The organism is Pantoea sp. MBD-2R, assembly GCF_039134845.1.
GTDB lineage: Bacteria > Pseudomonadota > Gammaproteobacteria > Enterobacterales > Enterobacteriaceae > Erwinia.
In genome coordinates this window covers 3,401,888-3,415,133 of record NZ_CP152417.1, presented here as the reverse complement: position 1 = coordinate 3,415,133, position 13,246 = coordinate 3,401,888, and the positions used below count along the sequence as shown (strand labels likewise).

Genomic DNA, 13,246 nt, shown 5'->3' with positions numbered 1-13,246 from the left:
GGTTAAACTGTGCGTCGCACCACATATTCGGATAAATCCTGGTTTTGTTGATGCGTTGTTGGACGAAAGATGTTCACTTTGCTTTAGGAATAATCTTATAATGGCGTCACTACAACGAGAGGTGACTTATGATTGATTTAGAACTGGGGAACTGGAAAGACTTTATCGAAGTGATGTTGACTCGTAAGTAACACATTCATAAAGAAAAGCTCGGCGACAACATCAACAAGCTTTACCTTCAGTATCCGAATATAACAAAGGCAGCCTGCGGGCTGCCTTTATTCGTTATGTGACCGGCTTCTCTTTTATCGGAAAGCGCCGCCGTACTAACACGAAGAAGATCGGCACAAAGAAAAGTGCTAATAACGTTGCGGAAATCATACCGCCCATCACGCCTGTTCCTACCGCATGCTGACTGCTGGAACCCGCACCCTGACCAATGGTCATCGGCAGCACGCCGAAAATAAAGGCCAGCGAGGTCATTAATATCGGACGCAGACGCTGGCGACAGGCTTCCAGCGTGGCCGCTAACAAATCCTGTCCTTTGCTGTTGATCTCATTGGCGAACTCAACGATCAGGATGGCATTTTTCGCCGACAAACCAATCACGGTGAGCAGACCGACCTGGAAGTAAACGTCGTTCTCCAAACCGCGCAGCCAGGTTGCCACCAGCGCACCCACCACGCCCAGCGGCACCACCAGCATAACCGAGAAGGGAATTGACCAGCTTTCATAGAGTGCGGCGAGACACAGAAAAACCACCAGCAGCGAAATAGCGTACAGCGCGGGTGCCTGGGTACCGGACATGCGCTCCTGATAAGAAGCGCCGGTCCACTGCAAGCCAAAGCCGGTGGGCAGCTTGTTGACCAACTTTTCCATAACATCCATTGCTGTACCGGTACTGACGCCGCTGGCGGATTCACCGACAATCTCTACGGCGGAATAACCGTTATAACGCTCCAGACGCGGCGAACCGGTTTCCCAACGGGTGGAGGCGAATGCGGTGAAAGGTACCATGCTGCCACTGCTGTTGCGCACGTACCATTTGCTGATATCGTCCGGCAGCATACGGAACGGAGCGGCGGCCTGAACATAAACTTTTTTCACCCGGCCCCGGTCAAGGAAATCGTTGACGTAAGTCGATCCCCAGCCGGTCTGTAGCGTAGCGTTAATATCATCAACAGAAACGCCCAACGCCTGCGCCTTGTGCTGATCGACATCGATTCTCAGCTGTGGCGTGTCGTCCAAACCATTATGACGAACCCTGGCCAGCGAGGGATCTTTTTCGGCCTCGGCCAACAGCCGATCGCGCGCTTTCATTAACGCATCGTGACCCAGCCCCGCATGATCCTGAAGCTCCATATCAAAACCGGCGGAGTTACCCATGCCGGTTATGGCTGGCGGGCTGCTGGCGATAACGCGAGCCTCGCGAATATGTTTAAAGGCCGCAGTAGCCCGTTCGATAATGGCAAAAGAGGTATTTTCTGCGCCGCTGCGTTCGTCCCAGTCTTTCAGCCGCACAAACATACGCGCCACGTTCTGACCGTTACCGCCCGGCCCGGCACCAATGGTTGAGAAAACGGAGACCACATTGTCTTTCTCCTGGGTGAGGTAATACTGCTCGACCTTATCCACGACTTTATTTGTTTGCTGCAACGTGGAGCCTGGCGGCAGCTGAACCTGGGTCGTAAAGACGCCGCGATCCTCCAGCGGCAAAAAAGAAGTGGGCAGATGCAGAAACAGCAAGGCCATGCCCGCAATGATCACGACGTACAGAATCAGCCAGCGCCCGACTTTTGATAAAATGCGACCGACGCCCCGTTCGTAACGCGCAGCATTGCGGTTAAACATGCGGTTGAACCAGCCGAAGAAGCCCCGGCGCTCGTGATGTTGCCCCGCAGGCAGGGGTTTAAGCAGCGTGGCGCAAAGGGCAGGGGTCAGGATCATCGCCACCAGTACCGAAAGCACCATGGCGGAAACGATGGTGACGGAGAACTGACGGTAAATGGCGCCGGTGGTGCCGCCAAAAAAAGCCATAGGCACAAACACGGCGGACAGCACCAGCGCAATGCCCACCAGTGCGCCCTGAATCTGCCCCATTGATTTGCGGGTGGCCTCACGCGGTGATAAACCTTCCTCACTCATAATGCGTTCGACGTTTTCCACTACCACGATGGCGTCATCCACCAGCAGGCCTATTGCCAGCACCATGGCAAACATGGTGAGCGTATTGATACTGAAGCCGCAGGCCGAAAGTATGGCAAACGTCCCCAGCAGCACGACGGGAACGGCAATCGTCGGAATTAAGGTTGCGCGGAAGTTTTGCAGGAAAAGATACATGACGACAAAGACCAGGATGATGGCCTCAATAAGCGTCTTCACGACGTCGCGGATTGATGCAGTAACAAACGGCGTGGTTTCGTAAGCAATTTCCGCCTTCAGACCGTGGGGAAAGAAATGGGAAAGCTCGTCGATACGCGCCCGCACCAGCTCATCGGTTTGCAGCTCGTTAGCACCGGAAGCGAGCTTTACGCCAAGCCCTGATGCGGCCTGGCCGTTGTACTGACTGAGGAAATCATATTTCTCTGCCCCAAGCGCTACGCTGGCAACGTCGCTGAGCTTCACCTCTGAACCATCCTGATTAACCCGCAGCGTAATATTGCGGAACTGTTCTGGCGTGGTTAACAGCGATTGAGAGTTGATGGTGGCGTTCAGCGCCTGGCGATCGACAGAGGGTAATCCGCCCAGCTGGCCGACCGCGACCTGGCTGTTTTGCGACTCGATAGCGCTGACAATGTCGCTGGTGGTCAGCGCATAGTCGATCATTTTATTCGGATCGAGCCAGATGCGCATGGCGTACTGCGAGCCATAAGCATCAACCTGGCCTACGCCATCGATGCGGCTTAGCGGGTCCTGAATATTACTGGCGACATAATCGGAGATATCCTGCTTGTCCATGCTGCCGTCAGTGGAGACAAAAGCCACCATCAGAATATTGGTATCACCCGTCTTTGTTACCGTAACCCCTTGCGACTGAACATCCTGAGGCAATTTACGCAACGCGCTTTGCAGCTGGTTTTGCACCTGCTGGCGTGCTTCATCCGGATTGGTGCCCGCAACGAAGGTCAACGTAATGGTCGCCTGCCCGGTATTGCTGCTTTGAGAGGACATGTACATCAGGTTATCGATGCCGGTCATATTCTGCTCAATAACCTGCGTGACGGTATTCTCAAGCGTTTGTGCAGAAGCACCAGGATAATTGGCGGTAATGCGAACGTTAGGCGGCGCGAGTTCGGGATACTGCTCAACGGGCAGAGAAAATACTGCCAGTGCGCCAGTCAGACACAGCAAAATAGCAATGACCCAGGCAAAAATGGGACGGTCGATAAAAAAATTCGCCATTGAATGGTGCACTCCGGGCTATTTATCGGAAAGGCGTTGCGTCTGGCGGCGCACCCTGACGGCACTGCAACAAGCAGCCTGCAACAAATTTTTCTGGTTATTCAACCGGATTGGTTAAGCTTTCACTCTACCCGCCGCCAACGGCATAATCGTGGAGAAAATAAGGAGAATATGTAAATTATCATGCAAAATCCTCAGCGGAGAGCGGAAAAACGAAAGCGACCTTTGTCCCGCCCGCCGCAGACTGGCTGATTTTGAGTGTTCCGTGCAGGCTCCTGGCCCGTTCCTGCATAATAGCCAAACCGTAGTGTCCCGGTCGTGCTTCAGGCTTTTTAAGCCCCGGCCCGTTATCCTCAATTTCAACGGTCAGGTTAGGGGTTGTGTCCGGCATACAGCGCACGATAATTTGCGTTGCGCTGGCATGACGAATGGCATTCAGCAAGGCTTCCCGAACGATCTGCAAGACGTGTACCTGCTGAGCCGCACTAAGATGCAACGTCTGTTCTCCCTCCAGCAGAATTTTCGCTTCCGTTTGCAGCGGCGCGATGACCTGCCGCAAAGCGGTAAGCAAATCAGCGGGTTCAACCGACAGGCGAAAAGTGGTGAGTAACTCTCTCAGCTGACGATTAGCTTCAGTAAGCGCCCGATCGATTTCTCCTGTTATCGCCTGAGCTGGCGGGCTGCTCTCGCCCATTGCCCGCTTCAGGCGGACCATCTGAATGCGTAAATAAACCAGAGACTGGGCCAGGGAGTCATGCAGTTCACGGGCGATGGTGGCGCGCTCTTCCATTAATAACAGGTGCCGCATCGATTGCTCAGCATTTTCCAGCTGTAGCGAACGCGCCAGCATCGTTGCCAGCCCCTGCATCAGCGGCGGCTCACTTTCCTGCGCCTGCCAGCGCAGCTCGGCAACGTGCTTATCCGATGCCAAATCAAGCGGCAGCGTTTGCCAGGTGAGATCCGCACATGGCTCGCCCATTTGAATCTGCCATTGAGGCTGCGCAACCAGCGCTATGGCATGCAGATTTTCATGTTCCCGTACCCGGTGCAGAACGTCAGAATAAGCATGGCTGTTTCGGCCGCGCAGCATTTCTGAACATTGATATAACAGCGCCAGCCGACGATTGGCCTGAAGCAGATCGCGGGTTTTCTCTTTCACCGCCTGCTCCAGCCAGATGTACTGTTTTTCCAGCGCTTCAGACATATGGGTAAACGCTTGCGCCAGTACGCCCAGCTCGTTGGGGAGCGTTGTCTCCAGCGGGGCATAATGGAAGTTGGCCTGCTCGATCTGCTGACTGGCCGTCACCAGCTGGTGTAGCGGGATAACAACTTCTTTTTTCACCCGCCGCAGCGTCCATAACACCAGCAGCGCAATCGCCACAAATCCCAGCAGGCAGGCGCTGGCAACCAGTTTCATTTTCAATTCTGCCCAGTGTTGCAGGGCCAGTACAAACCGATCGATCTGAGTGACATAGCGAGAGACATTTTGCTGATAGCTGGCGGTGTTACCGCTCAGCAGCAGGGGGCGTAGCTCGCGCCAGCTGAGCTGTAGCGCGTGATAACGCGCCTTCACGCTGTCAGGGACCCATGCACGTTCTAATGCGTGCAGGACCGGTGCCTCGACCGTCTGCTGATAGAGATCGATATTATGGGCCAGGCCCGCTGAGTCGGCTGCGGCATCCCAGGCCAGTCGATAGCTTTGCATTCGCAGTGAACCCGCAATGTTAATCGCTTCGGCATCGCGCAGGCTGGCGGAAAGCGTCAATAAAGCCAGGGTGGAGCTGAGAACGGAGAGAAGTACAATGGCAAAGAGCGTGCGGGCGAGGCTGCGGGTGACGGAGCGTTTCAACATTCTTCCTTCCTCAGGCTGAGCAGGGTGCAAACGAGCGGCAGTATAACGTCATCAAAAGGGGCATTTGCCAGCAGCTCACTCTCCTTTGTCGAATATCAAAATTGTGCGCCGTATCGCTTGAAGCGAAGCGTAGCGAGGAATAGAGTAGGACAATATTTAGCTATTTATGCCCACGCCATTCACACAAAGTTACAGGCTATAAAAAATGTAACTTTCATTGACGCTTCTTTTTAAAAATCTTCATAGGCTTCACATTCCTTTAACGCCTTTACCTGCTGCCCACGCTGCTTTTCATTGCGTCGCTCATAATCACTGACGTTAACAAAATGAATGTCCAGCAGGACCCGACGAGGAGCATCCTATGAAGACGAAATTAGCCGGTCTGATTGCCGCCGCCTTTTTAGCGACAGCGTCATTTTCAACCTTAGCGGCCACGCAGGTCGATGAGAGTCAGACTCAGAATCTGCAACAAATGGGCACGGTTTCCGTGCAGGGCGTAAGCGGTTCTCTGGATGATGCCACCGCGCAGCTGGCGCAAAAGGCAGAAGAGATGGGTGCGACCCATTATCGAATCATCCGTGCCGACACCCCCGGCGACTCCAGCCTGTGGAGTGGTAACGCCGAGATTTACCGTTAAGTATCAGTTAGTCCCAGTGTAGCCTTAGTGATTTCACTGAACCGACCGCAAGATGCGGCCGGTTTTTTTTGCGTCCTTCAGTCAGAATCACAAAACCTAACGATTTCCACCACAGATTTTTTGCGTCGGCTTTACAGAACGGTTAGGATGCATCGCCGCATTTCTCCTTCTTCCCTCAAGATAATAACTACAGGAAGCGGGAACTTGCCCGAATTTTTGCGTCTGTACGCAATCGTTTGGTTGGCAAGGCAGAAATCAGGATGTCCAGGAAGGACAGCCTTATCACTGTGGACAGGATAATTAGGAAAGAAAATGAAAGCTGATAAAAAAGCGGTTGCAGACAAGCGCGCCGCAAGACGACGTTGGTTAAATTCTCATGATTCCGGCTATCACAAAGCGATGGATAACCGGCACGTGCAGATGATTGCTATTGGCGGTGCGATTGGTACGGGCCTGTTCCTTGGTGCCGGTGCTCGTTTGCAAATTGCGGGTCCGGCCCTGGCAATTGTCTATCTGGTTTGTGGCATCTTCTCCTTCTTTATACTGCGTGCGTTAGGCGAACTGGTTTTACATCGTCCTTCCAGCGGCAGCTTCGTTTCTTATGCACGTGAATTCCTTGGCGAAAAAGCGTCCTACGTGGCGGGCTGGATGTATTTCGTCAACTGGGCGATGACCGGCATTGTTGATATCACCGCAGTAGCGCTTTATATGCACTACTGGGGCGCTTTCGGCGACGTTCCACAGTGGGTTTTCGCCCTCGGTGCGCTGGCGATTGTCGGCACAATGAATATGATTGGCGTGAAATGGTTTGCAGAAATGGAGTTCTGGTTTGCGCTAATCAAAGTCCTGGCGATTGCTATCTTCCTGATTGTCGGCGTGGTGTTCCTGGGCAGCGGTAAAATGCTGGATGGCAACACCACCGGTTTCCACCTGATTAGTGATAAAGGCGGTTTCTTCCCGCATGGGATCCTGGCGGCCTTTGTACTGGTACAGGGAGTGGTGTTCGCCTTCGCCTCTATTGAGCTGGTAGGAACGGCGGCGGGCGAGTGTAAAGACCCGAAAACCATGCTGCCTAAAGCCATTAACAGTGTGATCTGGCGTATTGGTTTATTCTACGTCGGTTCTGTGGTGCTGCTGGTGCTGCTGCTGCCGTGGAACGCTTATCAGGCGGGCCAAAGTCCGTTTGTGACCTTCTTCTCGAAGCTGGGTGTGCCTTACATTGGCAGCATCATGAATATCGTGGTGCTGAGCGCAGCGCTGTCGAGCCTGAACTCCGGCCTTTATTCAACCGGTCGTATTCTGCGTTCGATGTCGATGGGGGGATCTGCGCCAAAGTTCATGTCAAAAATGAGCGGTCAACAGGTTCCTTACATGGGCATCCTGGTGACGATTGGCGTTTATATTGTTGGGGTGTACCTCAACTATATCGTGCCTTCCCGCGTGTTTGAGATTGTGCTGAACATCGCTTCACTGGGTATCATCACCTCCTGGGGCTTTATCGTGGTATGCCAGATGCGCCTGCGCAAAGCGATCAAAGAAGGCAAGGCGGAAGACGTAAGCTTTAAGCTGCCATGGGCGCCGTTTACCTCCTGGCTGACGCTGCTGTTCCTGGTTAGCGTACTGGTGCTGATGGCGTTTGATTATCCGAACGGCACCTACACTATCGCTTCCATTCCGGTGATTGCGGTGATCCTGGTTCTTGGCTGGTTTGGCGTGCGTAAACGCGCCAATGCGCTGGCTCAGGAAGAGCACCACGAGCCTGAAGAGGCTGACGAACTGCACGAAAAGTCAGCACATTAAGCGCTGAATTACCCGCCGCGCCCTGACTGCAATAGCAGAGCGCGGCGGGTTTCTTTAAGATAGTTTTCCGCTAACGTTCACCTTAAGATGATGGGGTCCCGCTTAACGCAATGGAGCCTCTATGTCAGTCAAAATCAACGTCATAAAAGATAAAATCCTCTCCGAAAACTGGTTTGTCCTGCGCAATTTCACCTACGAACTCACCAACAAAGATGGCGTAACGCTGCGGCATAAGCGCGAAGTTTACGATCGCGGCGATGGCGCAACCATCCTGCTTTATAATCGTAAGAAAAATAGCGTGATCCTCACGCGTCAGTTTCGTATCGCCACCTGGCTGAACGGCAATCAAAGCGGCATGCTGATTGAAGCCTGCGCCGGGCTGCTGGACGATGACTCACCGGAAGCCTGTATCCGTAAAGAAGCCATTGAAGAAACCGGTTATCAAGTCGGTGAAGTGGTGAAACTTTACGAGCTCTATATGTCGCCGGGCGGCGTAACCGAACTGCTGCACTTTTTTGCCGCCGAGTATAATGACGCAACCCGCGCGAATGAGGGCGGCGGCGTGGATGATGAAGATATCGACGTGATGGAAATTTCGTTTCCACAGGCATGGGCCATGCTCAAGGATGGCCGCATCAGGGATGCTAAAACCGTTATGCTGTTGCAGCATGCTTTCATTGAAGGCTGGCTGAAACTTCCTCAGTAGCCGGCATTGGCCCTGTGCGCGTTATCAGCTTAAAAAGTGATAACAATCACACTAATCGCACTGGCCCTGTTTATTAAGATGAAATACGTTTTTTATCCCGACAAAGAGAATAAGAATAGCGAGCCGGCTGCTGCCGGGGTTGCGGCAACAGGCGCTATCGGGCGATCCTTGTCCGACTAATCTGATTGAGCGCACCGATCCCAGGCGGCATGATAGCCTCTGGCTTGAGACCAGAATCAGCTTGAAACTGTTTAACGATGTGCATAAATTGCTGTCGCAGTTGCTGACTTACGCCACTGACCGGCAATCACTGCGCTATGCTTATGCTTCACTCTGCTCCACTGCCGCCCGGGGATAAAGGTTATCAATGCGTTACTGGATGAAATTACCTTTTGTGCTAATTTTTTTTGTTGTGGCAGCGCATGGCGAACCTTTACAAAAAACGTTTTCTGACTGGCAGATTACCTGTAATAACCAGAACAGCTGTGTAGCCCGTAATTTTCCGGGCGATAAAGGGCTGGTCATGACCATCAGCCGTCAGGCTGGCGCAGACGATCGCCCTTTATTGCGCATTGATTACGGTAACCGCTTTTCGGGTGAACTGAACGGCGCGGCACTGAAAGATAATTTGCTGCTCGACGGTCAGCGCCTCAGGCTCGATCTCAAGCACTGGGATGTGCAAACTCACCATCTGAGCACCTCACACGCCATTTCTATCAACGAGTTTCTGTTACAGGTGATGGATACCAACACTATCCAGCTACTCTATCGGCCACGCTCATCTGTCTCTTTACACGGTTTGAAAGCGGCACTGCTGCTGATGGATGAGACGCAGGGAAGGGTAAACAGCACCAGCGCGTGGATTAAACCCGGCAGCCGCACCGACGTACCGGCACCGGCTGCGCAGCCGACACTTTCTGCTCCGCGTAATGTTCCGCTGGCACTGACTCAGGAAGAGACCACCGGCCTGATTGACTTCGGCACCTGGCGCGTTAATACCGATCGTTGCTCGCTGGATCCACAGCGACGCGAGGTCAGCGTGGCACCCCTTAGCGACAAAAAAGCGTTACTGCTGGTGAGTTGTGAAATGGGCGCTTATAACGTTATCGATCTGGCTTTTGAAGTCACACGCACTCAGCCTTATGTGGCCCGGGGGCTCACCCTGACGCTGCCTTTTGTGCCGCCACACCATAGCGACAAAAAGCTGGAGCTGATTAACGCGCAGTACGATGCCAGCAAAAGCGAACTGCTGACCTACAGTAAAGGACGCGGGCTGGGCGATTGTGGCACGGCCACGCGCTGGCAATATAATGGCCGCGAATTTGTGCTGGCTGAATATGCGGAAGAGGGCACCTGTGACGCCTGGCACAGTAGCGATGACTGGCCCACGCTGTGGACCAGTGAAACCCGTGAGACATCCGCAGCTGATGCTCCGGCGGTGGGTGATTAAAAATACTTAAGCCAGGGGATATCGCGGCGGCGGGCTTTAAAAGCAGCAAAAGCACGTACCGGCCAGAAAATGATTACGCCGAGTACAACCGCCCCGGCAGCTACCTGCCACACCTCATTAAAGCCGAACCCGTCGCCGTGATTTTTCCCCCAGACGGCAAGCGCACCCAGATACATCGCTTTCAGCAGATAAAGATGTAACAGATACATAAACATTGGCGCGCCGCCAAACTGTGCCAGCAGCACCATACTTCGATGCTGCTGCAGCCGTTCAAATGCCGCCAGCAGAGCCAGAGCAATACTCACTGTCAGGCAGAGAAACAGTAGCGAAGGCGGATATTTGGTGAGATTGAAAAAGCTCATCATCGTCTGGGTGACGTTCTCGCCAGGCTGCCAGGGTTTTTCGCCGTAGCCGTTTAAAAAACGCAGACCGAAGAACAGCAACAGCGTTGCCAGTGAGAGAAGCCGCAGGGCGTTGACTCGCTTATCGGCTGCAACCGGAGGGCGATAAAGCAACCCGGCAAGGTAGCCGAGTGCGATAGTGCCAATCCACGGCAGCACCGGATAAGAGGTGCGCATCCGCAGGCTCTCGCCCAGCTCAATCCAGCCTCGCTGGTGTAACACGGCCCAGAGCATTCCCAGCGGCGTCTCCGTTGACAGAACAATCGGATCCAGCAGGTTATGCCCGGCGACGATGGCCAGCGCAACCGCTAACAATACCGTTTCAGGCAGCCACAGCAGAGCGGCCAGCGCCAGCATGCTCAGTCCCAGCGCCCAGATCACCTGTAAGTAAATCACCTGTGGCGGAAACTGAAAAGTCCAGCCGAAATTCACCAGCACCAGCTCCAGTAAAATCAGCACCAGGCCCCGCTTAAACAAAAACAGCGAGGTCAAACGGCGATCCTGCACCTTTTGGTGATAGAGCATGGCAGACAGCCCGGTTAAAAAAACAAAGGTCGGTGCGCAGAGGTGGGCGAGCGTACGCATCAGGAACAGCAGCGGATCGGTACTGGTGACGTCAATAGGATCGCTGACCTGTTGATGAAGAAAAAAAGTTTCGCGGACGTGGTCGAGCAGCATGAGCAACATCACCAGACCGCGCAGGGCATCAATAGCGATTAGACGTTGGGAAAGCGAGTGAGGCATATTCACAAATCCTGAATGAAAAAGGAAATGTTATATCATAACAATTGATGCGGTTAAACGGGTTTGCTGGCAGGGCGATTATTGCCGACCAGGCGTTTTTCAGGCAAAAAAATACCCCGCCGGTGAAGACGGGGTAGCAGGGTTAACGACTATCAGTGCGGCTTCAGCAGCTTCTCGGCATGGCTAACGATGTTTTCCACCGTAAAGCCAAACTCGTTAAACAGCTTCTCCGCCGGAGCGGATTCACCAAAGGTGGTCATCCCAACGATAGCGCCGTTCAGGCCAACATACTTGTACCAGTAATCGGCGATGCCCGCTTCAACAGCCACGCGCGCGGTGACGGTTGATGGCAGCACGGATTCACGGTATGCCACGTCCTGCCTGTCAAACAGATCGGTCGAAGGCATTGAAACCACGCGAACTTTATGACCGCTGGCGGTCAGTTTCGCTTCAGCACCCAGCGTGATTTCCACTTCTGAACCCGTTGCGATCAGGATCACTTCCGGCGTACCTTCACACTCTTTCAGCACGTAAGCACCGCGGGAGATGTTCTCCAGCTGCGCTTTGGTACGTTCTGGCTGTGCCAGATTCTGACGGGAAAGGATCAGCGCGGTAGGGCCATGATGGCGTTCAATCGCATGCTTCCAGGCCACAGCGGTTTCGACCTGGTCGCAAGGACGCCAGACGCTCATGTTCGGCGTGACGCGCAGGCTGGCAATCTGCTCAACCGGCTGGTGCGTCGGGCCATCTTCGCCCAGACCAATAGAGTCGTGGGTATAGACCATAATCTGACGCGCTTTCATCAGCGCGGCCATACGCACTGCGTTACGGGCATATTCCACAAACATCAGGAAGGTCGCGGTGTAAGGCACAAAGCCACCATGATGCGCGATGCCGTTAGCGATAGCGGTCATACCGAACTCGCGCACGCCGTAGTGGATATAGTTCCCGTCAGCTTCCTCTTTGATCGACTTTGAGCCAGACCAGATAGTGAGGTTACTTGGCGCCAGGTCAGCGGAACCGCCGAGGAATTCCGGCAGCAGCTTACCGTAAGCTTCCAGCGAGTTTTGCGACGCTTTACGGCTGGCAATTTTCGCCGGATTAGCCTGAAGCTGTTCGATAAACTTCTGCGTTTCCTGCTCCCAGTTTTCCGGCATGCCGCCATCCATTCGGCGCGAATACTCTTTCGCCAGTTCCGGATGCGCAGCTTTATAAGCGGCGAACTTCTCGTTCCACGCCTGCTCGTACTGTTGGCCTGCTTCTTTCGCATCCCACTGCGCGTAGATATCCTGTGGAATTTCAAACGGAGCAGAGGTCCAGCCCAGCTGCTTACGGGTCAGTGCGATTTCTTCATCGCCCAGCGCCGCGCCGTGTGCTTCTTCTTTGCCCGCTTTGTTTGGTGAGCCAAAGCCAATAATGGTTTTGCAGATCAGCAGCGAAGGTTTATCGGTCACGCTCTGCGCTTCTTTGATCGCTTTAGCAACGGCATCGGCATCGTGACCGTCGATATCACGGATCACATGCCAGTGATAGGCCTCAAAGCGTTTCGCGGTGTCGTCGCTGAACCAGCCCTCGACTTCGCCATCGATAGAAATTCCGTTGTGATCGTAGAAACCGATCAGTTTGCCCAGGCCCAGCGTACCGGCCAGCGAACAAACTTCATGCGAAATCCCTTCCATCAGACAGCCATCGCCCATAAACACATAGGTGTGGTGATCGACAATGTCGTGACCCGGACGGTTAAACTGCGCGGCCAGCGTACGTTCAGCAATAGCCAGACCTACCGCGTTGGCCAGACCCTGACCCAGCGGGCCGGTGGTGGTTTCCACGCCTGGGGTATAACCGATTTCCGGGTGGCCAGGCGTTTTAGAATGCAGCTGACGGAAGTTTTTCAGTTCTTCGATCGGTAGATCGTAGCCGCTGAGGTGCAGCAAGCTGTACAGCAGCATGGAGCCGTGACCGTTAGAGAGGATGAAACGGTCGCGGTCGGCCCAGGCCGGGTTCGTCGGGTTGTGATGCAAGAAGTCGCGCCACAGCACTTCAGCAATATCTGCCATGCCCATTGGGGCGCCCGGGTGGCCGGATTTGGCTTTCTGCACGGCATCCATACTGAGGGCACGGATTGCATTAGCCAGCTCTCTACGTGAAGACATGTTTTTCTCCCTGATAGTGGGGTGGGATAAATTGGGCGATGAAAACGCCAGAGCGAAAGCGTTTCCCAGCGCGACCCTTAGCGGGAAAACTTTCGCTCAAT

General features: G+C 53.9%; 8 protein-coding genes. 4 read left to right on the top strand and 4 right to left on the bottom strand.

Features of this window, described 5'->3' with window-relative positions:
* Positions 1-285: 285 nt before the first annotated feature.
* The gene (gene acrD, locus AAGQ96_RS15640) at positions 286-3,402 is read right to left on the bottom strand and encodes a multidrug efflux RND transporter permease AcrD (protein WP_342754009.1); all 3,117 of its coding nucleotides are present in this window, start codon (positions 3,400-3,402) and stop codon (positions 286-288) included.
* 181 nt (positions 3,403-3,583) lie between these two features.
* Positions 3,584-5,254 (bottom strand): nitrate/nitrite two-component system sensor histidine kinase NarQ, encoded by a 1,671-nt coding sequence (gene narQ, locus AAGQ96_RS15635; protein ID WP_342754008.1) that lies wholly within the window; start codon positions 5,252-5,254, stop codon positions 3,584-3,586.
* Positions 5,255-5,615: 361 nt separating this feature from the next.
* Here narQ and AAGQ96_RS15630 point away from each other — a divergent pair, with 361 nt between their 5' ends.
* The 4 genes from AAGQ96_RS15630 to AAGQ96_RS15615 all read left to right on the top strand — a co-directional run bounded on the left by AAGQ96_RS15630 (position 5,616) and on the right by AAGQ96_RS15615 (position 9,847).
* The gene (locus AAGQ96_RS15630) at positions 5,616-5,891 is read left to right on the top strand and encodes a YdgH/BhsA/McbA-like domain containing protein (RefSeq protein WP_342754007.1); all 276 of its coding nucleotides are present in this window, start codon (positions 5,616-5,618) and stop codon (positions 5,889-5,891) included.
* Between the two features lie 312 nt (positions 5,892-6,203).
* Positions 6,204-7,691: an L-asparagine permease gene (gene ansP / locus AAGQ96_RS15625; RefSeq protein ID WP_342754006.1), complete on the top strand. Its 1,488-nt coding sequence runs from the start codon at positions 6,204-6,206 to the stop codon at positions 7,689-7,691.
* A 121-nt stretch (positions 7,692-7,812) separates the two neighbouring features.
* On the top strand, positions 7,813-8,397 hold the full coding sequence (gene nudK, locus AAGQ96_RS15620) for a GDP-mannose pyrophosphatase NudK (protein WP_147199135.1): 585 nt from the start codon (positions 7,813-7,815) through the stop codon (positions 8,395-8,397).
* A 367-nt stretch (positions 8,398-8,764) separates the two neighbouring features.
* The gene (locus tag AAGQ96_RS15615) at positions 8,765-9,847 is read left to right on the top strand and encodes a DUF1176 domain-containing protein (RefSeq protein ID WP_342754005.1); all 1,083 of its coding nucleotides are present in this window, start codon (positions 8,765-8,767) and stop codon (positions 9,845-9,847) included.
* Here the strand turns inward: AAGQ96_RS15615 and AAGQ96_RS15610 are convergent.
* Positions 9,844-10,992, bottom strand: a complete 1,149-nt coding sequence (locus AAGQ96_RS15610) for a heparan-alpha-glucosaminide N-acetyltransferase domain-containing protein (RefSeq protein ID WP_342754004.1) — start codon at positions 10,990-10,992, stop codon at positions 9,844-9,846. The two genes, AAGQ96_RS15615 and AAGQ96_RS15610, sit on opposite strands and share 4 nt — an antisense overlap.
* 152 nt (positions 10,993-11,144) lie before the next feature.
* Positions 11,145-13,145: a transketolase gene (gene tkt / locus AAGQ96_RS15605; RefSeq protein WP_342754003.1), complete on the bottom strand. Its 2,001-nt coding sequence runs from the start codon at positions 13,143-13,145 to the stop codon at positions 11,145-11,147.
* Positions 13,146-13,246 lie beyond the last annotated feature (101 nt).